Source organism: Paenibacillus sp. 01L418, from assembly GCF_056400045.1.
This window is the reverse complement of sequence record NZ_JBFTSN010000026.1, coordinates 26,471-51,408: the sequence shown is the minus strand read 5'-3', so window position 1 is coordinate 51,408 and position 24,938 is coordinate 26,471. Positions and strand designations below refer to the sequence as shown.

Below are 24,938 nucleotides of genomic sequence, written 5' to 3'. Positions count from 1 at the left end.
CCAGCGTGTTATAGAAGCAGTTTTTATAAAACTTAACGATTTCAGGCCACTTTTCCAGAGATGAAATCAATGCGTCACTCTTTTTCATATCGGTAATAGACAGATTCATTCGCAAACATTCCTCCTAATGGTGATCCTTCTACAAGTTGGATAAAGCTTCGTGATAAGCGCTTACAAATAGTATATTATAAACAATATGTCAACATGTCAATATACCAACTAGTAATTTCCTTAATTTTTTTTACAAAATTTGAATACAAATGGGCTGGAATCGCATTGGAACGCACAAAAAAAAGAGGGAGCAGCATCGGCGGTGCAGCTCCCTCTTACCGTATTATTTTAATATGACTGTGGTGTAAGCCGGAATGGTCAGTTTCCCATTATCCAACTTTGCCCCATCATTGCTTGAGCGAATGATCCCCTCGTATGATCCAAAAGTTTTGGATGGCTGAAGATCAGCCATCTGATCCTCGCCCGATAGATTGTGCACAACGAGCACTCTCTCGCTAGCAATGACGCGAACATATACACTTAGCTTCTGATTGGCAGGCTCCAGCTTAAACTCGGCTATTCCGCCATTGCGCAAAGCGGGCTCCTCGTTCCGCCACTTTATGAGCTCGCGATAATGGTTTAACAGCGAATTCTTATCTGCTGTCTGTGCCTCAACAGATACCGTCTCGGCATTCCCATTGAATCGCGATTTCTCCCAAGTGGTTTGGCCTTCTCCTCCACTTGCTGCGCTATACCAAGGCATTGGCTCACGAATGTATTCATCCGGCTTAGCCCCTTTCATGCCCAGCTCCTCACCATAATAAAGGTACGGGGTGCCTGGCAAAGTAAGCAGCATTGCAGCAGCCATCTTGGCATGATTAATATTGCCGTTTAAAACCGTCATGACACGATTCTGGTCATGATTGCTTAGGAACGGCGCATCAACAAATGTACCACCAGATGATTTCTCGTAAACGCCGTATGCACGTCCTAGAGAATAAGCTAAGTCTGCATCCTTCTCCGTATCGGCCGCACTCAGCAGCCGACCAGCTAGATCAAAGTGGAATGCGGAGTTCAGCGCTTGGTCAAAGTAAGGCGCAATAACCGTTAGTGAATCCCAAACCTCTCCGATCAGATAAGCATCTGGCTTCACTTTGTTCATGCCAGCTCGGAACTCTTGCCACCAAGCTTTATTTTTCGCTTGAATCTCAGGCGTGCTGGCCGTAGACGCGAAGTCGCCGTAAATATGCTTTGCCGCATCAAGGCGGAAGCCGTCCAGCCCCTGCTCCAGCCAGTATTGTCCGATCTTAATCAATTCCTCGCGAACCTTCGGCTCGTCAAAGTTCAGATCGGGCATGCCTTCCCAGAAGACACCTAAATACTTGAGACTGCCATAGCTATGCCATGGATCACCACCAACTGCCCCATCTGCTCTAACCTTCTCACCTTGTTTAGCAAATGTGTACCAGCTGCGGTAAGGACTGTTCTCATCCTTTAATGCTTCTTTGAACCAAGGATGTTCCTTGCTCGAATGATTAACGACAAGATCCATAATAACTTTAATATCGCGCTTATGCGCTTCATCCAACAGCTTCTGCAAACCATCCAGCGTGCCGTATTCCGGATTTACCGCATAATAATCGGTTGTATCATAGCCATGGTAGCTTGGCGAAGCGTTAATCGGCATTAGCCAAATACCGCTAACCCCAAGCTCCTTTAAGTAATCAAGCTTAGCGGTTACACCATTCAAATCGCCGATTCCATCTCCGTTCGTATCATAGAAGGAACGGACAAATATTTCATAGTATACGCCGCCAGGCTGCTCATCTACTGTGTAAGCAGCAGTGGAAGCTTCCCCGCTTGCACCTTCTTCATCCGCTTCTGCAGAAGCTGTGCTACTTGGTTTATTATTGTTCGCCGCCTCCTCTGAAGAGCAAGCAGCGAGCATAATAAAGATTAGCGAGCATAACAGGACTATCGCATAACGCAAACGGCTGCGGTTCATTCTCTTATCCTTTCGAAGCGCCAGACATCAGCCCTTGTACAAGGAAGCGCTGCAAGAAGATGAATAGGAGAGTAATCGGGATCGCAATCAACACCGCACCCGCGGCAAACAACGTGAAGTTGCTGTTCTGATAATTGCTTACAAGATCCCACATTCCTACAGCAAGTGTCCAGTTGTCTTTGCTTCGAAGTACCAATCTTGCAAAGATAAAGTCTACCCATGAACCAGCAAATGTAGTCAGCGCTACATAGGTTAACATCGGACGCGACAGCGGAAGCATGATTTTTACGAACACCTGCAGATGAGTTGCTCCGTCGATCCGAGCCGCTTCATCCAAGCTCCGAGGAATCGTATCGTAAAAGCCTTTAACGACAAAGCCACCGAGCACTGCACCAGCAGAATATACGATAATGAGCGCCGCATGTGTATCGAGCAGGTTAAGCTGCAATAAGAAGATAAAGATAGCGATCATACTCATGAAGCCAGGGAACATGCCCAGTACAAGCATAATCGTCAGTGTCATCTTACGGCCGCGGAAGCGGAAGCGCGACAACGCGTACATGCTGAGCGTGACCAGAATCGTAGAGAAGATCATCGTCAACGTCGCAATTTTGAGCGTATTCACGTACCAAACACCGTATTGGAAGCTTGGATTCGTAAATAACTCCTTATAATGAACAATTGTGAATGTATCAGGAATAAGACTGTCGCTAAACAGAGCCGTGCCCGGGCGAAGCGAGGATAGCAGCACCCAAAGAGCAGGATAGATAGCGCACACAGCTATAAATATTAGAACGACATAGCTAAGTGTCAGGCGCACAATATTGGCGGTTTTCCGGCCCATTTTCATTGAATCATATCCTCCTCTTTAAATGACCGTGAGCGGCGATAGTTATAAATAGAGAACGACGCTACGATCAAGAAAATGATGATACCGATCGCGGATGCCATATTGAACTGACTGTTGTTCAGCGTTAGCTTATACAACCAGGTTACAAGCAAGTCCGTGCTGCCGGCGTACTGGTAATCACCTTTAACCGGGTCACCGTTCGTGAGCAAGAAAATAACGTTAAAGTTATTCATGTTGCCAGCGAACTGTGTAATCAGAATCGGTGCCGTCGAGAACAAAATAAATGGCATCGTAATAATACGGAATTTCTGTATGCCTGTTGCGCCGTCAACATCGGCAGCTTCGTACAGGTCTTTCGGAATTGCAGTCAATACGCCTAGAATAAGTACCATTGAAACCGGGATACCAATCCACATATTAACGATAATAACCGTTACCTTTGCCCAAAATGGATCTGTCAGCCAAGGCAGCTTGCCCATACCAAAAAACTTTAAGTATTGATTGATCGGACCAAATTGTCCATTAAACAAATTTCTCATGACGAGCAAGGAGATCAATTGCGGAATGGCATAAGGAATAATGAACAATGTCCGCCATAGCTTTTTAAAACGAATGCCTTTTTGCTCAATTAGCAGCGCAACTAACAAACCGCCGAAATACGTCGTTACCGTTGCAATAACAGCCCATACAATCGTCCAAGTAAATACGCCAACGAATGTATGGCTCCACGTTTTCAAAGTCAATAGATTAGCAAACGTTTGGAAGCCTACCCAGTCAACCAGCTTAGCTGGCGGAATATGATCAGGCGATGCGTAGTTGGTGAAAGCAAGCATAATCATGAAGATAATCGGCATGATCGTTAGAAACAATACACCGAGCGCCGGAAGCGTAAGCAGTAAGTGCGGAAAATTACGATCCGTTACATAAGCCCACGTCTTCCGAAAGCTTGCTGGCGCCACTCCTGCGTCTCTTTGCTTGCCGTTCAGATAAGCATCGCGGATATTCATAACATAGATAAAGACAAATAGCAGGAATAAAATTAACGTTATTAATCCACTGATTAGAAGAAAGATCGAATGGTCTCCCTCTACACGAACACTGATTTTACCTATTTTCTCAAGCCCTTGCGTTTTCTCTCCGAGCGTGACAACTCCCCAAATCGCTCTTCCTAGGTTTGGAATAAAATACATGAGCGCCGCTGCTTCAACAGCAAGCATAATTAAGCCTTTTATAAATTGGCGGTTATACAATTGGCCAAGACCCATTACGAGTAACGACAATATAGCCGCGGTGCTGCGATGACGATTCATCCCGCCTGGCTCCCTTCCTTTCATATAAAAAAACTTGTTGCAACTTGCTAGTATGGAAAGTATCGCTTATAAAACATCGGTTCACCCGCCGAAGGAATTCGGCGGGTGAAACCGTTGATATGATGTTATTTCGATGCCGCTGCGCCGTTGTTAGCGTCTTTAATTTGTTGCACGGCATTGTCTAAAGCTGCTTTTGCATCTTTGCCGGAGTTCCATACGTCAGAGAATGCTGCTCCGATAGGAGTCCATACATTGCCCATCTCAGGGATGGAAGGCATTGGCGTCGATTGGTTGAATTGCTCCAAGAAACCTTTTACCACTTCATTGCCTTGTACAGTAGGATCTGCTGCTGCTTCTGTGTTCGCAGGAATAGCGCCTGTCAGTTCAAAGTTTTTCAACTGAGCTTCTTTTGTAGATGCATAGTAAGAGAATAGACGTGCTGCATTCGGGTATTTCGAGAATGAGTTAACATACCAAGCTTTAATGCCTGAGAAGGAAGAAGCCGGTTGGCCGTTGATGCTAGGCAATGGAGCTACGCCGAAATCGATGCCAGCGTTTCTGTAATCGCCGATAGTCCAAGGTCCGTTAATATCCATTGCAAGTGTACCGCCGATGAACAAACCTTTTTTAATATCGTAGTTGATATCGCCAGAGTTAAGCGGCAAAATGCTGTCTTTCAATGAACCGTAGTATTTCAAACCAGCGATTGCGCCTTCTGTGTTAAGGCCGATATCGTCTTTGTTTTGACCGTTATCGCCGTATACATAACCGCCAGTTGAGATGAACGGATAGCTGAAGTAGAAGTTTCCTACATCCCACATAAGACCGTATTTGTTGTTTTTCGTATCGTTGAACGTTTTCGAGAATGCTACTACCTCATCAAACGTTTTTGGAGCTTCTTTGATTAGTGCTTTGTTATAAAACAATGCGTATGTTTCTACCGAGCGCGGGTATCCATAAAGCACGCCGTCATAAGATACTGCATTTACTGCAATTTCCGAGTTTGCGCTTCTTGATTGCTCTTCATAGTAGTCATTTGGCAAAACCAATCCAGCTGTTACTGCTTTACCAAGGTTATCATGAGGGAAAAGAACAACGTCAGCGCCAAGACCTGCAGGGCCGTCTGTAACCAGCTTGTTTACTTGATCGCCTGCGCCGATTTCCTCGAATTTAATTTCAATGCCGTATTTTGCAGTGAATTCCTTCGCGATGGCTTCAACGAAAGGACGTTCCTCTTTACTTTCCCATATAAGCAGTGATGCGCCTTCTTCAGGAACGATTTCTTCTGATGCAGTACCTTCGTTAGCAGGTGTATTATTCGTTGGAGCATTTGTTGCATTTCCAGTTTTCTCTGTGTTTTCTGCCTTATTTGTTCCACCACAAGCGGAAACGATAAACAAGGCTGTGATTAATGACATTACAAACCACTTTTTCATGCTAGGTGATCCCCCTCCATAATGTGTTTCATGCCTTTTTTTTGAATTCGCGGCGTTCCAACAATTCCTCAAGCTCTTTTCTAATAGGCTGCATTCGCACAAACGTTTTATTCATCGTTCTGAAAAGCTTACTTCCATCATAAATTGGTAAGCTCAACAATGCGCAAACGTTTGTACAAATCATACTAGAAAATAATTTGTGAGCGGTTTTTATGCCGTTTCACAGCTGAAAACATGGTGGAATTGTTTTGAAAGCGTTCTATTCGTGGATTCATCATACAACAAGGTGCACGGTTTGTTAAAACGTTTGCACAGTTCAATATTCCGCTTAAATACGGAGTTATCTTCAATTTTCTTCGATATTCTCCTTCTCATTCAGTTTTTCAATATTTGTGAAACGCTTACTTTAGATATATATTTACTTTTAGGCAACAGTTGCATTAGGATGAAGCATATAAAGCAAGCACGTTTGCGCGGGTGGGGGTTCAACTTAATATGGTAACCATTAAAGATATTGCAAAAGCTGCAGGGGTATCTCCTTCCACTGTATCAAGAGTCGTCTCTAATCATCCTAGAATTAGCAAGGCAACCTCTCAGAAGGTCAAACGGTATATGGAAGAAATGGGCTACCATCCTAACGTGATGGCGAAGAGTCTGGTATCAAAAACAACACAAACCTTAGCCATAATGCTGCCTCGACCAGCTGAAGAGCTGTTTCAGGACTTTTTCTTCGGTGAATTGCTTCGCGGAATATTGACGCAATCAACAAGAGCGGGATACGATATGCTGCTTACCGCAGCGACGTCGCCAAGCGACGAGACGGAAACCGTATCACGTCTTGTATTCGGTAGACGAGTTGACGGCGTTATCTTGTTATCCTCTCGGGTAAATGACCCTTTAATCGACCTATTGGACAAACATAAGTTTCCTACTGTATTAATAGGCCGCACAGAAAATCGGCCTAATATATTATCAGTCGATAATAACAATGAGCAAGCAGCTTATGATGCGACGCAGCATCTCATTGTCCAAGGCCATGAAAGAATCGGTTTTGTTAGCGGTCCGCCATCGTTAACCGTTGCACATGACCGGATGGAAGGCTACCGCAGAGCCATGTCCGAAGCCGGTTTGCCTGTTCGATCCGAATGGATCGTTGAAGGCGAGTTTCTTCAGCAAAGCGGCTATCGTGCCATGTCATTTATGATGAGCCTGCCCGAAAGACCTAGCGGCCTTGTTGTCATCGATGATGTGGTCGGATTCGGCGTATTGCGCGGCCTGACAGAGCTTGGGTACAAGGTGCCTGATGATCTTAGCATCGTAAGTTTCAATAACATTGCATTGTCCGAACTTGCAACACCGCCGATCAGCTCAATAGATATCGGAACCTATCAGCTCGGCTACACCGCATCACAAATGTTGATTCGTCTTATCCAAGAAGAAAGCATACACCAGAACAGAATGATTATTCCCCATAGGCTGATCGTTCGCGAATCATCGATTCAAACCGTATCCAAGAGGAGTTGACAGCATGTCAAATAAAAAACCATTTTTAGTGGATGCCATTATCGGCAATTCCAAGTTTCTCGCATCGCTTGGCCGCACAGGCAAAATGTATCGCCTGTGGTGGCCGAACATTGATTTGCCGCAGCATGTAGACGCTATCCGCACAGGAATTCAGTGGGCGCAATCCCCTGTTTCCTGGTTTGATGAAGAAACGAACGGCTTCACTCATGAGACGGCATATGTTGCAAAAACAAACATTTTGCAAGTGAATGCTCGTACTGACCAACAGCCCGTTCAAGTGGGCAGCTTGCATTTTGCTGTTCCCGGCCAAGATATTATCGTTCGTGAATACACGTTCACAAACGTCAGCGATCAAGCTGCTTCCTTCTCGTTTATCGTTCACTCTTCTTTTCTCGTAAGCGAGAATAATCTATATAACACAACTATGTTTAATGCCGCTGAAGACTCCTTGGTTCATTTCCGCCATAAGTATTATTTTGCGCTTTCAAGTGCAAACGTATGCACAGGTTATCAATCAGGAATCAACTGGGATAACGTTCAGCATGGTGAGTTGAACGGCAATAACATTGATATGAAACCAGATGGTGCCTTGAACTGGCGTATCAATGAGCTTGCAGCAGGCGCATCCGTAACGATTCCCGTCTATATAACAGCCGGCCATGATGAAGAAAGCGTACTGCAACAAATGCGTACTGCAAAAAGCAAAACAAGCGCAGAATGGGTTCAAGAAACGACAACCTACTGGCATGAATTTTTGGCTGCCGCTGCCCCTTGTCCGATTGGCGACAACGAAATCTCAGATCTATATGACCGATCCCTGCTTATGTTCAAGCTCATGTCCGATGAGCAAACGGGCAGCATTATCGCTGCTCCAGAATTTGATGAAAATTTCACGCGCTGCGGGGGTTATTCCTACTGCTGGGGCCGAGATGCCGCATTCATTACGACTGCGCTTGATAAAGCAGGTCTTGGCGCTCTGTCCGACAGCTTCTATGCATGGACGCTTTCTGCGCAATCACCAGATGGTTCATGGCAGCAGCGGCATTATCATGATGGCAGCTTAGCGCCGTCATGGGGTTTGCAAATTGATGAAGGCTCGTCGATTCTTTGGGGAATGTGGCAGCATTATTTGGAGAAAAAGGACTCTGATTTCGCTAAGCAGGTATGGCCTGCTGTAGAGAAAGGCGCATCCTTCTTGATGAGCTTCCTCGATGCAGAGAGCGGCTTGCCGAAGCCTAGCATCGACCTGTGGGAAGAGCGTGAAGCGTCGCATACGTACTCCTCAGCCGCTGTATACGGCGGGTTGACGGCAGCAGCGAGCTTTGCCGAGCTAGCAGGCAAACCTGAGCTTGCAGCTGAATGGACTGCTGCTGCGGAGCGGATATCAGCAGCGATCAAAGAGCTATGCTGGAACGAGGAAGGCGGCCGATTCTACCGCGGAGTTGACCTAACAGTAAACGCAGGCAAATACGAGCAAGCCTTGGCAGCTGGCTCAACTGGTTATGTGACTGAAAGCAATAAAGGCTACAAGAAGCATGTTCTCGATCATGATGCTGTAATTGATATCAGCCTGCTTGGCATCGCTGTACCGTTTGGAGCGGTAGCGGCAGATGATGACTCCATGCGCCGCACTGCTGATGCTGTTGAAGCTGCATTGACTGTACCGGGCGTCGGCGGCATTAAGCGCTATGAGGACGATATCTATATTGGCGGTAACCCATGGATTCTCACTACACTATGGCTTGCTCACTATCGCATTCAAACCGGCAGCATTGATGAAGCGAAGCAATTGCTGAAGTGGGCGATGGACCATCGTACGGAGACCGGCCTCCTGCCAGAGCAAGTAGACAAAAACACCGGCGAAACCGCTTGGGTTGTCCCGCTTACTTGGTCGCATGCCATGTTTATATTGACGATTTTCATGCTTGCGGAAGCGGAAGCAAAGTAAAGTAAAACCTGCTCTATCCGATTTTAAAAAATCACAAATAAATGAAACCCCGACGGTTGCTTGAACCGTCGGGGTTTTTTATGCTTGAATTCCGCGCTGCTGATTTACATCAAGACCAATTGTAGACGGCAGTATCAGACGTGCCTGTCGAACTCGCAGGTGAAGTAAACGAGCGGTTCGTTCCACTCTCCCAGATGACATTGCCGAGACTGTCCTTCTTAATGAACTTGAATTCAAAGGTCGTCCCTTTCGGCACACTTACCGGCAGAAACCATACTGGATAGTTCGGATTCATCATCGCTTCCGTCGATTTAGCTGCATCCCAGCTGCCAAGCTCAGGAATGCTGCCGACGATATGAATATTTTGTCCAACTGTCGTTGTGGCATTGACCTTAAAGATGACCTGCACCTGATCACCCGACAGTACCTCGTAAGTAAAGCTATTGCTGACATTTGTTCCTTTCGTAACCGTAATGCTGCGTGAACCGGCAGCTACAGCTGGAACGACAGCTTCGATAAACGTATCATTGTTAGATACGATTGTTGCAGCAACCGTACCGAATTTCACGGTAGCCGTGCCGCCTAAGCCCGTTCCGTAAATATAAACGGTATTGCCTGGGCGTCCTGAGGTAGAAACAACATCTCCGATTCTTGGAACCGTAGTGCCAAGCGATGGATTGTACGCCAAAATGTTAACCTCGCCGCCTGAAAGCGTGAAGCTGGAAATTTTATTTTGACCTGATACGCTCGTAACCGTATTCGACGCGCCCATTAGCAGCCCGGACAATCCATCTGTGTAAGTTCCTACAGGCAACGTTGTATTAATTGCAGGAACCGTATACGAAATATCTGGCTGTCTATTTACAGCGACAATCACTTGCTTGTCGTAGAACTGACGCTGGTAAACGAGAACATTGTCTGTGCTGTACAGAATGGAAGTTGTACCATAAGCGATCGCTTCGTTGGACTGACGCAAGGCCGATAGATTCTTGATCACTTTGAAAGCCGTTGTCGTCTCATCGAAAGCAGCCGCCTTCTGCATAAATGAACGGCCAGCAATATCGCTGCTGTCCGCGGAGGACATATACTGCTCCGTACCATAATAAATATTTGGTGTTCCACGTGATGTCATAAGCGTTGCAAGCGCAGCATGATAAGGCTTATTGTTCGATTGAATATAGCGGAACCGCGTAACGTCGTGGTTGTCCAGGAATGTTACCGCTTGATTCTCATAGGAATAATCGGCGCTCGTTTGTGTCAGCATATTACCGAAAGTAGACATCGTCTCGGTGAAGTTGCCGAAAGCATTTGTTGCAGAACGATAAAATTCAAAATCAAGATTATTCACGCCCGTACGGTCAGGGAAGGTACGGAATTCATCATATTTCGGGTCAGGTCTGCTAATAAAAAATTCACCAAAATGAGTGAGCGGTCCGCCTGCAGCGGAGTCAATGGCGTCTTTCAAACCTTTCGTGAATGCAGGATTCATATGCAGCGTTGCATCATGGCGGAAGCCATCAACGCCCTTCGATTTCCAGAATGTCGCTGCCTTCTCCAAATGCGCAACTACATTGGCATTCTCTTGCGAGAAATCCGCAAGCGAGCCGAGTTCCTTATGACGGAAGCCATAACGAGAATTGTCGCCTGCGCGATCGCCTAATCCGTGAAACCAGCCGTTTACATCATTATTCGGGTCGGCGATTAGGTTTTCTATTTTGCCATCGTTGTTGTAATCGTAAGGGTTGCCAGCAGCATTAAAGGCATAATTGCCGCTTGCGTCTTTATCCGGCTCATAGAGCTTGCCGTCTTCTGGAGAATTGCCGTTAGTCGGGTTTTGCCAGCGGCTCGTATGATTCGTTACAAAATCAATGACCAGCTTCATTCCTTGATTATGGAGAGCATCACGAAGATTCTCAAAGTCCTTCATGAGCCCAAAATGCTGATTCGTCGCAAAATAATTGCGAACATGATAGCCATGGAAGCTCGTCCATTTATTCATGCTGCCGCCAGGCTGGTAATCCTCAATTACTGTATCTCTATTCTCGTAGGGTGCGGATATCCAAACAGCTGTTACACCCATATTTTTCAAATAAGGAATTTTGTCGATAATCCCTTGCCAATCTCCGCCTTGATAAAGCTTTAAATCATTGCCATCCCCTTTACCATCGCCATTCGCATCATCAAATAAAGCAGCGGAGGAGCCAGCAGGGATATTATTGCTTGTGTTGCCATCATAAAATCGATCCGTAATAATTTGATACACCGTATCCTTTGGCGTAACTGGACTAAGCGCGGACGATGCGGTTAATGCCTCTGCTTCTCTTGGATTAACACTAATTGCCGGCAATACAAGTGCTGCTGCTAATACGAACAAAGCTAACCTTTTCCCTATAACCTTCATCCATTCAACACTCCCCACTATTTTGAAATGCAGATTTATTGCCTAGTTCAAAAAATACCCTCCGTTTAGACGCATGATTTCACCTAGGCTCCTAGAAGTTTGGCATCACCCCCTTCATAGATTGCTGCTTATCACGCTGCTTCTGTTCATTTCTTTACTGCTGTGCTTTGCCTAATGGTCAGCTCGACTCCAATTACGACCTTGCGATCGACAGCAGCATCCTTATCCATTTGTGCAGTCAGCAATTTCACAGCCGTCTGTCCTTTGAGCACAATATCCTGATGAACGGTCGTTAAGCCGGGCACCATATAATGGCTGTTCTGATTATCGTCAAAACCCATTACGGATACATCACGCGGCACAACGATACCGAGATCATGCAAGCCTTTAATTAATCCAATAGCGAGAACATCCGATAAAGCGAATACAGCCGTTAGCTCCTGTCCTCTTGAAGCGATTTGAGATGCCGTGCGATAACCGCTAATGGAGGAGGTAGGAACCTCGAAAACATGGTCGCTTTGGTAGGCCATCCCTGCTTCTTCCAGCGCTCTCTTATAGCCGAGCCACCGTCTATGATTAACGCCTTCTTCCAGCAGTGTCCCGGTCAATAATGCGATGTTCTGGTGTCCAAGTGATAGCAGATGTTTTGTTCCGATATAACCCCCAAGCTCATCATCCAACCCAACTTGGTACAGCTCATTGTTTTTTAAATAGCTATCCATAAACACACAAGGCACATTCAACTCTAAAATTCGCTCGTATATCGGTGAACCCTCAAATACGCCAATAATGATCAAACCATCCAAATGGCGCTCACGAACGAATGAAAAGGTTTCATCCGGCTCTACCCCAACAAGAAGGACATGCAGCTTCTCATTCCGTGCCCCTTCTTCAATGCCCGTAACAAGCTGCCAATAAAACGGATTGTCATGCAGTCTGCCTTTCTCCAAGAAAGGGACAATGACCGCTATTAGCGATGATTTCTTATCCTTTAAATTGCGAGCGGACATGCTTGGCGTGAAATTCATCTCAGCGATAGCTGCTTGAACCGACTGAACCGTGTTAGGCGCTACTCTGCCTGTTCCATTCAGTACGTTGGATACCGTAGCWATCGATACTTTTGCGCGTTTAGCAACATCTTTAATCGTTATTCGTTCCTGACTCATGACGAACCACCTTTACAATAATTAAACGTTTCATCTACGTTAAACACTTATGAACAAAGAGTTTAAATTAGGAGATATATGAAATTAATAAATAATTGATTAAACGTTTCATTTAATAATTCATACTATATTTTATCCTGTATATTTCTGTCAATCATTATTTTGTAAGCGCTCTACTTTGTCCCGTCAGATGGCCTCTTCTACTCCGTAATAAAAAGAAAAATGAGCTTCAATGCCAATAAGATGTTTCAACTCTAACAAAATGGTGTATACATATTGACAGACATCTTCTAGTTTGTAATAATTATAAACAAGGAGTTAGTCTAATTTAATTCAGAATTTGCAATCAACCTTTCCATTTTTGTATTCACTGACTGCAAATAGCGCAAACTACCATCAGAAAGGATGATCATTATGACAACACCTACAACTGTACAACAACATTTGAATCGCCAAATCGCCAACTGGAGCGTACTTTACATCAAGCTGCACAATTATCACTGGTACGTAAAGGGCTCCCAGTTTTTCACTTTGCATGCAAAATTCCAAGAGCTTTATGAAGAAGCTGCGCTTCATGTCGATGAAATCGCTGAACGTTTGCTTGCCGTGAAGGGTACGCCTATCGCAACCATGAAAGATTATTTGAAAACTTCAAGCATTGAAGAAGCATCCAATAAAGAAGATGCGACGCAAATGGTTGAGCAATTGATTAAAGATTTTACAACCGTAATCGGTGAACTGAAAGACGGCATGGAGGCCGCACAAAAGGCTGACGATGAAACAACAGCCGACATGCTCCTTGCTATTCATACGACACTTGAGAAACATGTATGGATGCTTACCGCTTTTAATGGAAAATAATTGTTGCTCGTCCTGTGCAAAAAGGAGCTTCGGCAGTAAACTCACTGTCGAAGCTCCTTTATTTGCTTAGTGTTCTAGCCTGATACATCCATTTTAATCGCTGCTCATTTTGAGAACATCAACCGCTTTCAGCTTGAGTGCTGCCCTTGCTGGCGTAATATTAATAAGCAGAGAGGCCAGCAGCAAGCCAGCTATAATGGGAAAAACAATATCGAATGGATACTCATATAGGAGAGCCGACTTATCGCCTTTCAAATCCTCTTTCACACTCTCGACAAACATATGAACCCCGCTAAGGCCTATCGCTAGGCCTGACAACAAACCCATCAAGCTTATAACAAAACCTTCGATAAACAGCATCCAAAATATGGACTTGCCGGGAACGCCGATGCAGCGCATCATTCCGATCTGTTTGCTCCGCTCGCGCACAGCTCTAAACAAAATAATCGCAAGACCTAGCAAACCAATAAGAGCGGATATAACCGTAAAACCTATGAATCCATAGCCAATTTGTTTATTAATCAATTGCTCCGCTGTATTTTGTACATAAGGTACATGAAAGGCCAGTACGCCTTCAAGTGCAAATCTTTCCTCCAGCTCCTTGGCCAGCTTAATGTCTTTATAATCAAATTGGAATAAAACGAAACCAAGATCGGTTTGGTTGGGCCATTTGTGACCAAGCGGACGCAGCTCATCTACAACTTTTTTGTTCATCAAGGTTGTGCCATAGAAATCTATTAACCCGGAAGCTGCGTCGTTATTTAAAAAACCAGCGATAATGAAATCTCGTTTCTGTGCCGGAACCCATGCTTCTTCTCTCGATCGGAGCTTGCTCTTATATACAGGAAGCGTAATCTTATCGCCTGCCTTGAGATTTAATAATGGCTTAGGAAACTTCTCTTTATAATAGTCAGGCAGGATTACATATGCAGGGTCATTCAGTACAGCCTGCCATGCTTCAGCATCGCTTGAGAACGCTGGCGATCGCGCATTTAATGCAAAGTTGTTATTAAGCAGGAGCTCCTTCGTAACGGGTATGATAGCTTGAGCTATGCCGTTCTCCTGCATACTAAGCATATAAGGCTCCACGACAACTTTCCCCTTCATATGCTCCTGTATCAACGGGTCAGCAGCGGCAACCGCTTCAATTTTATCCTTCTCCAGCTCAGATTGGTATACCGCATAACCACCAAAACCTAAGACAGTTTGATTTATGCGATCAACATTCCCGCTAGCCTGTATAAGCTGCGTAATGCCAACCAAAAATGTAATCAACATCATAACAAGTGCAAATAAAAGCGCTGCTGTGTACGTTCGTCCTTTATGTTGATTCGGGTATTTAACAGCAAGGAGCATGGATATCGGCGGAACACCAATAAGCCGCAGCAGCTTTTGCAGCGGGACAGTCATTTTCCCCACTACATTAAGCGCGATAAATAACACTGTAAACACGGATGCTATCCAAGTAAGCACAATGGTAAGCATGTTGTCATTCGTTAATTCAGGCGGATCGATAAATGCAAATATAAAATGAACGCAAGTAGCGGATAAACCCGCAGCGATTACCCAGCGGTTTCGCGTTCGTTTCCACCCTTTCGCTCGCAAGGTCCCGCTGTCCGCTGAAGGCCCTCGCAGCGCTTCAACAATATTGAATCTGCTTGCTTTACGAGCTGTTAATCCAGAAATGAAAAGAAGGAACAACAAGGTTGCTGCGAATACAGCTGCTGCTGTTAGGATTGAAACATGAGCTGTAATCGGCACAACGAGACCAGCCATTTGAGATAGGTCCGTTGCATAGAAGCTATAAAAAAATTGAATCAATCCATAACCGCCAGACAACCCAATCAGCGTACCAAGCAGCGCACTAGCTGCTGACAGCAAGAGCGCCTCAACCATAAACATCGCAGATATATTGTCTCGCGAGAATCCGATCGCTCGTAGAATACCATACATCTCCCGCCTGGAATCGCCAATCATGACCAGCACCTGCCGCATAAACAGCATGCTCGATATAACGGCTACAATACTGATCATGCCAATAATGATCGAATAGTTCATATCATCGACTTCATTTTTATATTTGCTTTTCAAATTTTCTACATTGTAGGTGTGGCCTGAAACAAAAAACATGCCGCCCAAGTTTACAGATGGATCAGAGTTTCCCGCCAGTATAGCCTCATAGCCATCTCCAGCTTGGCCAGACATTTGACGCACAGCTTGCTCCGTACCGATTATTGTACCGGCAAATGCACCATATTCTTGGTAGCCAGTGAGTCCTCGCTGCTCTACTACCGCACGAATGCGAAATAACTCTTCTTTGCCTGAGACAGTAACCTTAAGCGCGTCACCGACGTCAACATGCAGAAGCTTGGCTATGTCACGGTTAATAATAAGCTCATCGTCAGCCAAGCCATTTGTCCATAAGTTTTCATAGGCAGGATCAAATCTAACAGCTTCCTTCATAGAGAAGCCCATAAACAGCATATTTTTCAGAATGGATTGCTCACCCGTATTTGCAGCCTCAGCAAAAACAGCCGCTTCCGCCTTTACATAGGGAAGAATTGTATAGTCGCTTTTTCGTGAGAAGTCTACTAAAAATGCAGCCTCTTCCGCGGAGAAACCGTCAGAATTAAGCTTCTCCGGCGTTAGCTTCCAGTTGATCKGGCCTAGATGCCTCTCAATCCAAGCTGCCCCGCTTCGCTCGACCGATTCATAGTTTACAGCACTAATGGCGATCAGCATAGCCCCGATGGCTCCAGCCATTATCGTGATCAACGTCTGCTTCCATTGTTTTCTCAGATGACTCAGCGCCATTCGCCATACAAGACTAGACGTTAGCATGACTAAACGCCCCCATCATGGATAACACGTCCGTTTTGCAATCGAATGGTGCGTGATGTTCGGTTAGCTACTTGTTGATCATGCGTCACAATAACGATCGTTGTGTTGTAATGGCGATTGAGCATCTCCAGCATCCCAATGATTTGATCCGCCGTTTCCGTATCAAGCGCGCCTGTAGGCTCATCTGCCCAAATGATATCGGGTCTCCCCACAATAGCTCTAGCGATAGCAACTCGTTGATTCTGACCGCCCGATAGTTGATTAGGATATTGATTAGCTTTATCAGACAGCCCAACCTCTTTGAGCGCTTCAAGCGCTCTCTCTTTGGCCTTATTGGCATCACTGCCTGCGGCAATAAGCGGCAGCGCCGTATTCTCCCAAGCATTCAGCACCGGTATGAGATGATAGGATTGAAACACGAACCCCATCTTCGCAAGCCGCAGCTTAGCGATCTTTTCGTCTTCCCATGAATGGATGGGCGCGTCTCCAATCCATACTTCACCTTTATCGCTGGACTCGATGCCTGCCATAATATGCAGCAGCGTTGATTTGCCGCAACCGGAGGCACCCGTAATGGATACCATTTCTCCTTTATTAATTGTAAAAGATACGTCCCTCAGCGCTCTGACCGCTGCTTCTCCCTTGCCATACGTCTTACATAATTCCTTTATCTTTATCATCTCTTCAATCCTCACCCCTTGTTCCATTGAATGCTATCACTTTATCAAATCGATATGCATTCTTAATGGAGCAAATATGCAGAACTTGTGCAGATGGCTAGTCTTTTATGATGGGGAGGCTTAACGTAAACGCAGCTCCTTTGCCATAGCTGCTCGACACATCAAGCGTTCCGCTGTGGGCATGCGCGAATTGCTTCGCTATAGCGAGCCCAAGGCCCAGCCCTGAGCCGCGTTTGCTTGCTCTAGCTTGCCCAGCTCCTCTGTAAAAGCGGTCAAAAACAAAAGCAAGCTCCTCCTCTTCAATTCCCAAACCATCATCGATGATCGTCAATTCCGCATATCCAGCTTTTAAGCTGAGCTCGATTCGCAGCTCATAGCGTGCATGCTGCAGCGCATTCCCAATCAAATTAATAATAATTTGCCTGATCCTTGCTTCATCCGCATAAATACGAATATCATGCTCCATATGTACCGTTGCCTGTATTGTATGTTCATCCGATTGAACGACAAGCGTCTCAGCAACCGCCGCTGCTAGCGCGGTAAGTGAAAACCAGCTTTTGCTTAAGGACAAATGGCCAGATTCCGCTAGCGACAGCTCCTGTAAATCTCGAACTAACTTAGTGAGACGCAGCGTCTCATCATGAAGCGATACAGTACGCGCTAATGGCAGCGGCAGTCCCTCCTGAATGGCATGGTCCAGCTGCGTCCGCATAACTGCAATCGGCGTTCGAAGCTCATGAGCAATGTCAGCTACCATCGTTCGCCTAACCGTTTCTAAGCGTTCTACGCGCTGCACAAGCCCATCTATTTGATCGAGCGCATCCGTGAGCTGCTTGTCCCCGTCTATACGATGATTTGCTGATAAAGAGGCTCGCTCCCAAATTAACGCCGCTATTCGCCGCTCCGTTTGTTTTGAAACATTGTGCGAGCGTTGAATAACCCATAATCCAATGATGTATATCAACATAGCGAGCAACAGCGGCGGCAATACCATTCTCATACTTATAAGTTTCTGAGCTGTAGTCGATACCTGCGTATACCCGACAATCGAGCCATTTGAGAGTACGGCTATTTTCCGCGCGTCTTTATCCGTATTTTGCTTAATGACAAGCGTGGCTGTCTCGGTTACAGCATCTTTGTCATAAACGATAATGGACAGCGACTTGTGTCCGGAAATCATGTAACGATCATGCTGAAGCCGATCCTCAAGACCGATCCAGCTTCCCGTCGACTCATAAAAAAGCTTGGCGTATCCATTCCAAAACAGCTGCGTCTTCTTAAGCTCAGTCCGATCGATGCTGTTCATCATCCATGAGGTACAAATAAATGCAACAACGACAGCAATCATACATATGTAAATTAATCTAAGCTTCTCACGCTGCATGCTTGTACTGCTATAGCTCTTCACAGTACTTCCTCCGTAAAACGATAGCCAACTCCATACACGGTTTGAATGAGCTCACGCTTCTCATCGCCGCCTTCCAGCTTACGCCTCAAATTGCGAATATGTGAATCGAGCGTTCGCTCATAACCGAGAAAACCGTCGCCAAGCGCCTCATCCATCAAATGTGTTCGTGTAAACACTCTGCCTGGATTTGCCGCGAGCTTCCACAGCAGCAAAAATTCAGTACGGGTCAAGTCAAGTTTGTGCTCATTGAGCACAGCTGTGAAGCGCTGCTGATCGAGCATGAGCGGTCCTCTATAAATAATCGATTCATCAGGCGCAGGAAGGGATGGCTCGCCATGCTTGCTTGCTCTGCGCATAACCGCTTTAATTCTCGCACTTAGTTCACGAAGCCCAAACGGCTTCGTCAAATAATCGTCCGCGCCAAGCTCCAGTGCCAGCACCTTATCGAATTCATCACCCTTGGCTGTTACCATAATGAAGGGCAGCTTCCACTCTTTTTCATTACGCTTGCAAATGTCTATTCCGCTCGCTCCACCGGGCAGCATCCAATCTACTAGCAGCAAATCCGGATTCATCTGCTTAATGAGCGGCTCCGCTTCGGTCAATGAGGAAGCGCCATAAACCTCCACCGATTCTTTCCGCAAATAATCAGCGCATTCCTGAAGCAGCTGCTGCTCATCCTCAATCCAAACGACTTTCATCTTACACTCACACTCCCCTAAATAAATTGTTGCATAAAAAAACAGTTCTTCCAAGTAGGGAAGAACTGTCTTTTCATACAAATCTATGGATGTTCGCTAAACAAACTCGCTGCCGCGAAATGATAATCAATTGATCTTATACAAACTTTACGCTGCAGCTGCCTACAGCTGTACCTGCCCATAATGCTTGCAGCTGGTCACCATCATGCAAAGCAGCCACCCCTGCTGGCGTTCCTGTGAATAGAAGATCGCCGGCGCCAAGCCCGTAATGCTCTCCTACGAATTGAATCAGCTCCGATACGCTGAATAACATATCGCTGACTTTGCCGCGCTGCGCCTCTTCGCCATTTCGCAAGAGCACAAACTCGTTTTCAGCAAGAGCCGCTGCACCTGGATAAGGAAGCCATTCACCAAGCGGAGCTGAGTTTTTAAACCCTTTGGCCGCAAGCCATGGCTGTCCCTTAGCCTTCAGCTTGGACTGAACGTCACGAAGTGTTAAGTCCAAACCAAGCGCCATGCCGTCAATGCATTGTTCTGGATCGATGCCCGGCTCATACCCACGGCCAATCCGCAGTACGATTTCAAGCTCAAAGTGCACCTCGCCTACATTACCGGGAAGATCAACGGTGTTGCCTGCCATTGGAACAATGGCATGCGACGGCTTTGTAAACACGAGCGGCTTATCAGGCACCTCATTGCCAAGCTCCAAAGCGTGAAGTTTATAATTTCGACCGATACAATAAATATTACGAATCTCATTGCTGCTCATGAACAATGCCGCCTTTCTATTTCAACTAAGTTAAATCGGTTTCGTTTACTTCTGGGCAGCAATTTGCTCAGCCAATTCATTCAGTTCTGCCCAGCGGTCCATTAGCTTCTCCAGCTTTTCTTCCAGCTGCTGCTGCTCTGCTGCCAGCTCTAGGAGACGAGCAGAATCGCTGCTTGCAGCTTCCATGCGTGAGGCGATTTCACTGATCTCGGTTTCCGCAGCCTCAATCCAGCCATCAATTTGCTCAAAGTCCTTTTGATCCTTATAGGACATTTTGAGTGTACGTCCCTTAACCGCGGGTTTCGCAGCCGCTTCTGTACTTTTCAACTCTGCGCTCGAAGCCGCTTTTGCAACGGCTGTGTCGGCTGCAACCGCTGATGGCGTAGTTCCAGAGCCGTATTTCTCAACAAACGCTTGGTAATCCGAATAGTTGCCGGTGTGATGTGCAATCACGCCATTGCCCTCGAACGCGATAATCTTGTCTACTGTCCGATCAAGGAAATAACGATCATGAGAGACAACGAACACCACGCCCGGGAAATCGTCAAGATAATCCTCCAGCACTGTAAGTGTGGAAATATCCAAGTCATTCGTCGGCTCATCGAGCAGCAGCACATTCGGCGCATTCATTAACACGCGCAATAGCTGCAAGCGGCGCTTCTCGCCGCCGGACAGCTTCGAAATCGGTGTCCACTGCATCGTAGGGGAGAATAGGAAACGCTCCAGCATTTGTCCCGCCGATATGGTCGAGCCATCAGCCGTCTTTACTTGCTCAGCGCCCTCGCGGATATATTCGATCACCCGCAAAGATTGATCCATCTCTTCATGCTCTTGCGAGAACCAGCCCAGCTTGACTGTTGTACCAAGGTCCACGGTTCCTTCGTCTGGCGTTAATTGCCCTGTAATCAGCTTCATTAGCGTTGATTTCCCGCTTCCGTTGCGGCCGACGATGCCTACTCGGTCCTCTGGAACAGCAATATAGCTAAAATCGCGAATAAGCGTCCGATCACCAAAGCTTTTTTTCACATTTTCCATTTCAAGGATTTTCCGGCCAAGTCTAGTCGAAGCTACCGATACGTCCATCTTCCCGCCCGCTTGCTTCGGTGCATCTGCCTTAAGCGCCTCAAAGCGATCGATACGCGCCTTTTGCTTCGTCGATCTTGCTTTAGCTCCTCGTCTGATCCAAGCGAGTTCATTGCGCAGCAAATTTTGACGCTTCGATTCTGTCGAAGCTTCCCGCTCCTCGCGGTCCAGCTTCAGCTCAAGGAAACGACTGTAGTTTGCTTGATAGAAATGGGCTTGGCCTTTATCGAGCTCGATGACGCGGTTACTGACACGATCAAGGAAATACCGATCATGCGTAATCATGAGCAATGCGCCTCTGCGTTTTTGCAGCATGCCTTCGAGCCAAGCCACGGAATCATTATCGATATGGTTCGTAGGCTCATCCAGAATGAGCACATCGGAAGGAAGCAATAAAGCAGCAGCCATAGCGACACGCTTGCGCTGGCCGCCGGACAGCGTCTCTACCTTCGCTTCAAAATCATTAATGCCAAGCTTTGACAGCGCCATCATCGCATCGCTCTCCAGCTGCCATGCATCAAATTCATCCATAAGCTGATTTGCCTTAATCAGCTTATCTTGCAGCGCTACATCGCTTGGATTAAGCTCAATCGCTTCCATTGCCGCAGCATAAGCCTGCACAGCTCTTAGCTGAGGAGAATCTCCGCCAAGCACATGCTCCAGCGTCGTTTCGTTCGGAGCAAATACCGGATCCTGCGCCAGCATTCTAACCGTTACCCGGTTGCCGATCGACACTGTGCCTGAGTCAGCTTGTTCTAGGCCCGCAATCACCTTAAGAAAGGTGGACTTTCCCGTGCCGTTCACACCAATGATGCCGACTTTGTCGCCATCCTCTACGCCAAATGTTACATTTTCGAACAATAGCTTCTCGCCATAGCTCTTCGTTATATGTTCTACAGACAATAAATGCATGAGACAAACCTACTTTTTTGGAATAGTATTGCTGCGATTGCAGCCCCTCGTATCATACCATAAAAAGCCCATATCATAACATGAACCTCTGTACAGCAAAAAGAATCAGCACCTTGTCCCATGAGACAAGAGCTGATCCTTTCTTATTTCGCTGTTTATTAACGCTTTCCGATCATGTTCTCGGGACGAACAAATTCATCGAATTGCTCTGAAGTAAGCAAGCCGCTCGCGATAGCCGACTCCTTCAATGTTAGTCCTTTTTTGTGAGCGTTTTTGGCAATGGCAGCCGCATTCTCGTAGCCGATATGCGGATTAAGCGCTGTGACCAGCATAAGCGACTGATCTAGATTACGTTTGATTACCGCTTCGTTTGGCTCGATGCCAACCGCGCAGTTGTCGTTGAATGAAACCATGCCATCAGCAAGAAGGGCTACTGATTGCAGGAAGTTATAGATGATAACTGGTTTGAATACGTTTAGCTCGAAGTTTCCTTGGCTTGCTGCCATCGAAATAGCCGTATCATTGCCAATCACTTGGCATACTGCCATCGTCAAAGCTTCGCTTTGCGTTGGATTAACTTTACCTGGCATAATCGAGCTGCCCGGCTCGTTCTCTGGAATCGAAATTTCACCGATGCCGCAGCGTGGACCGCTTGCCAGCCATCTTACATCGTTTGCAATTTTCATCAAATCAGCCGCCAGCGCTTTTACGGCACCATGCGTGTATACGATTTGGTCGTGGCTTGTAAGGGAGTGGAATTTGTTCTCTGCCGTTACAAATGTTTTGCCCGTAAGTGCCGTTACTTCTTGCGCCACTGCGACTGCAAAGTCAGGGTGAGCGTTAAGGCCCGTACCAACTGCCGTACCGCCAAGCGCTAGATCGCGCATCGTTTCTACGCTTTGAACTAACATAGCGCGCGTTCTGTCCAGCATAGAGTACCAGCCGCTGATTTCTTGACCAAGCGTAATTGGTGTAGCATCTTGAAGATGAGTACGCCCGATTTTTACAATATCGTTAAACTTCTCCGCTTTCGCGCGAAGCGTGCCATTCAGTAGATCAAGAGATGGAAGCAAGCGATCCTCGAGCGCAATTACGCCAGCAATATGCATCGCTGCAGGGAATGTATCATTCGAGCTTTGTGAGCGGTTTACGTCATCATTCGGGTGGATGCGCACTTCGCTTCCGCGTTCTGCAAGCAAGTTATTCGCACGGTTAGCAATAACCTCATTCACGTTCATGTTCGTTTGCGTGCCGCTGCCTGTTTGCCATACGACTAATGGAAAATGCTCATCCCATTTGCCTGAAACGATTTCGTCTACCGCTTCACCAATAATCGCTGACTTTGCTGCATCCAAAACGCCAAGCTTCTCGTTGGCTTGCGCGGCTGCTTTTTTAATATAAGCCATCGCATACACCACTTCGATCGGCATGCGCTCACCGCTAATTTTGAAGTTTTGCAAGCTGCGTTGCGTTTGTGCGCCCCATAGCTTATCCGCAGGAACCTGAATCTCGCCCATTGTGTCCTTCTCAATACGATAATCCATTAATTGAACGACTCCTTTAATCAATTGTGTTTTCTCTTTTTTGACCCTGTTTCTGTTATAACGCTATTCCCGATCAGAATCAAGCAAAGCTCCCAAATTGGTTATAAGGACTGCGCTTTTGCTGAGCATACTGCTCACGCTAAACATACGCTTCTTCAGTCATAAGAGGGAGTTCTAAGGCAAAGCATGAGCCGTGCTCATTGGATTCCATCAGCCATATCCGGCCTGCCATTTGCTCAGCAAGTTTCTTACAGATAGATAGCCCGAGCCCTGTACCGCTGTATTCGAAGCTGCGCTCAGGTGTATGCAATTGAGAGAATGGTTTAAAAAGCATGTCCAGCTTCTCCGCACAAATACCGATTCCTGTATCTCTAACCTTTACAAGCATTAAAGGATAACTTGATTCTGAAGACAGCTGCTCCACAGAAAGCGTTACACCGCCAGTATTTGTGAATTTGATTGCATTGCTGATTAGATTAATCATGATTTGCTGAATTTTCGTAGCATCGGTCCTAACCATATCCGGTATAGTAGGACAGACCTCCACATGAAGCTTAATCCCTTTTTTGGCAGCATCCGGACCAAGCAGCTCTTGAACTTGTTTGACGCATGATCGCAGGTCAAGCGGGAGATGAACGAGCTCTGATTGATCGGATTCGATTTTGGCATACGATAAAATATCATTTAGCACAGCGAGCAATGAATCACCGCTGGACTGTGTAATTTTAATATATTTACGCTGCTCCTCGGTCAGCTCAGTGGACTGAAGCAGATCGATCATCCCGATGATACCGTTTAGAGGGGTGCGGATTTCATGACTCATCACGGCCAGCAGGTTGGATTTCTCCTCAGCCAAATCACAAATCTTATGATGGGCTTCCTGCAGTGCCATGGCTGCGTCTTCCAATTCTAGAACATTGGCAAAAAAAGCAGCTAACGATGACATGAAAGCTACTTCCTTCTCGTCGTAAGCATAAAAGTTATGGTCAAAGGCACAAAGGGAGCCGTATACTTCTCCACTTTTTTTGACGATCTGAACTCCCATGAAAGAACAGCCGCCGACCAGCTTCGTTGCATCCATATCCCGCGTGAGCGGATGTGTCAGATTATTATTAATAATTAATGGCCCTTCTGACTTTTCAATGACCAAATGACAATAGGACTCTTCGTTGTCAACGACTAAGCCTTCATCCAAAATCATGTAGTCGCGATTATACGACCTCAAGACGGTTGTTGTCATTCTGTCATTTATAGCGATGCAAAACGTGTTTGCAGGTATCATCGTATAGGCCGTGCTCATTACTTGTGTAGCCGAATTATAAATATTTGCTGAGACTATCGTTAGCATGTCCTCAATAATAGTAGATCTCATACTACCCATCCCATCATGATTATGAATATGACCGTTACACTAAAATTCCATATGTATTGATCATATACTTCTATAGGAAAGAAGTCTAAGCCTTTCGACCTAGCAATGCCTGTGATTAAAGCAAACGTTGCCTCTG

17 protein-coding genes are annotated in these 24,938 nt (G+C 46.2%); 3 read left to right on the top strand and 14 right to left on the bottom strand.

All coding sequences use genetic code 11. The features are described from left to right. Positions 1–334: 334 nt before the first annotated feature. The 4 genes from AC1DSE_RS06115 to AC1DSE_RS06100 all read right to left on the bottom strand — a co-directional run bounded on the left by AC1DSE_RS06115 (position 335) and on the right by AC1DSE_RS06100 (position 5,592). A complete protein-coding gene (locus AC1DSE_RS06115; RefSeq protein WP_477512432.1) occupies positions 335–1,996 on the bottom strand; it encodes an alpha-amylase family glycosyl hydrolase in 1,662 nt (553 codons plus the stop codon). 4 nt (positions 1,997–2,000) lie between these two features. Further along, positions 2,001–2,840, bottom strand: coding sequence for a sugar ABC transporter permease (locus AC1DSE_RS06110; protein WP_076268893.1), 840 nt, complete (start codon positions 2,838–2,840; stop codon positions 2,001–2,003). Positions 2,841–2,842: 2 nt separating this feature from the next. Further along, a complete protein-coding gene (locus AC1DSE_RS06105) occupies positions 2,843–4,156 on the bottom strand; it encodes a carbohydrate ABC transporter permease (RefSeq protein ID WP_076268830.1) in 1,314 nt (437 codons plus the stop codon). A 125-nt stretch (positions 4,157–4,281) separates the two neighbouring features. Continuing rightward, positions 4,282–5,592: a sugar ABC transporter substrate-binding protein gene (locus tag AC1DSE_RS06100; protein ID WP_441878547.1), complete on the bottom strand. Its 1,311-nt coding sequence runs from the start codon at positions 5,590–5,592 to the stop codon at positions 4,282–4,284. Positions 5,593–6,087: 495 nt separating this feature from the next. Between AC1DSE_RS06100 and AC1DSE_RS06095 the strand changes: the two genes are divergently transcribed. Both AC1DSE_RS06095 and AC1DSE_RS06090 read left to right on the top strand, forming a co-directional pair. Then, complete coding sequence (locus tag AC1DSE_RS06095) at positions 6,088–7,116, top strand: LacI family DNA-binding transcriptional regulator (RefSeq protein ID WP_076268828.1); 1,029 nt, start codon at positions 6,088–6,090, stop codon at positions 7,114–7,116. Between the two features lie 4 nt (positions 7,117–7,120). Then, the gene (locus AC1DSE_RS06090; RefSeq protein ID WP_477512431.1) at positions 7,121–9,064 is read left to right on the top strand and encodes a glycoside hydrolase family 15 protein; all 1,944 of its coding nucleotides are present in this window, start codon (positions 7,121–7,123) and stop codon (positions 9,062–9,064) included. Positions 9,065–9,173: 109 nt separating this feature from the next. Here the strand turns inward: AC1DSE_RS06090 and AC1DSE_RS06085 are convergent, their stop codons facing one another. Both AC1DSE_RS06085 and AC1DSE_RS06080 read right to left on the bottom strand, forming a co-directional pair. Then, a complete protein-coding gene (locus AC1DSE_RS06085; RefSeq protein WP_477512430.1) occupies positions 9,174–11,465 on the bottom strand; it encodes an alpha-amylase family glycosyl hydrolase in 2,292 nt (763 codons plus the stop codon). Between the two features lie 146 nt (positions 11,466–11,611). Further along, positions 11,612–12,631 carry a LacI family DNA-binding transcriptional regulator gene (locus AC1DSE_RS06080; RefSeq protein WP_477512429.1) on the bottom strand — a complete coding sequence of 340 codons (1,020 nt, stop codon included), beginning with the start codon at positions 12,629–12,631 and terminating at the stop codon, positions 11,612–11,614. 414 nt (positions 12,632–13,045) lie between these two features. On the opposite strand from AC1DSE_RS06080, the gene AC1DSE_RS06075 reads away from it, so the two are divergent. After that, the gene (locus tag AC1DSE_RS06075; protein ID WP_430055183.1) at positions 13,046–13,492 is read left to right on the top strand and encodes a Dps family protein; all 447 of its coding nucleotides are present in this window, start codon (positions 13,046–13,048) and stop codon (positions 13,490–13,492) included. 93 nt (positions 13,493–13,585) lie between these two features. Here AC1DSE_RS06075 and AC1DSE_RS06070 read toward each other — a convergent pair whose 3' ends face one another. From AC1DSE_RS06070 to AC1DSE_RS06035, 8 genes are all read right to left on the bottom strand, one after another. Further along, positions 13,586–16,333, bottom strand: a complete 2,748-nt coding sequence (locus tag AC1DSE_RS06070) for an ABC transporter permease (protein ID WP_477527497.1) — start codon at positions 16,331–16,333, stop codon at positions 13,586–13,588. A gap of 2 nt (positions 16,334–16,335) precedes the next feature. Continuing rightward, positions 16,336–17,013: an ABC transporter ATP-binding protein gene (locus AC1DSE_RS06065; protein ID WP_477512427.1), complete on the bottom strand. Its 678-nt coding sequence runs from the start codon at positions 17,011–17,013 to the stop codon at positions 16,336–16,338. Between the two features lie 97 nt (positions 17,014–17,110). Then, positions 17,111–18,421 (bottom strand): sensor histidine kinase, encoded by a 1,311-nt coding sequence (locus tag AC1DSE_RS06060; RefSeq protein WP_477512426.1) that lies wholly within the window; start codon positions 18,419–18,421, stop codon positions 17,111–17,113. After that, complete coding sequence (locus AC1DSE_RS06055; protein WP_441878562.1) at positions 18,418–19,122, bottom strand: winged helix-turn-helix domain-containing protein; 705 nt, start codon at positions 19,120–19,122, stop codon at positions 18,418–18,420. Before AC1DSE_RS06055 ends, AC1DSE_RS06060 begins: the two co-directional genes overlap by 4 nt. A gap of 136 nt (positions 19,123–19,258) precedes the next feature. Further along, positions 19,259–19,891 (bottom strand): fumarylacetoacetate hydrolase family protein, encoded by a 633-nt coding sequence (locus AC1DSE_RS06050; protein ID WP_477512425.1) that lies wholly within the window; start codon positions 19,889–19,891, stop codon positions 19,259–19,261. 45 nt (positions 19,892–19,936) lie between these two features. Continuing rightward, entirely contained in the window at positions 19,937–21,886 is a 1,950-nt protein-coding gene (locus AC1DSE_RS06045) for an ABC-F family ATP-binding cassette domain-containing protein (RefSeq protein WP_477512424.1), read from the bottom strand. 158 nt (positions 21,887–22,044) lie between these two features. Next, the gene (gene fumC / locus AC1DSE_RS06040) at positions 22,045–23,430 is read right to left on the bottom strand and encodes a class II fumarate hydratase (RefSeq protein ID WP_076268818.1); all 1,386 of its coding nucleotides are present in this window, start codon (positions 23,428–23,430) and stop codon (positions 22,045–22,047) included. Between the two features lie 139 nt (positions 23,431–23,569). After that, positions 23,570–24,802: a GAF domain-containing sensor histidine kinase gene (locus tag AC1DSE_RS06035; RefSeq protein ID WP_477510792.1), complete on the bottom strand. Its 1,233-nt coding sequence runs from the start codon at positions 24,800–24,802 to the stop codon at positions 23,570–23,572. Positions 24,803–24,938 lie beyond the last annotated feature (136 nt).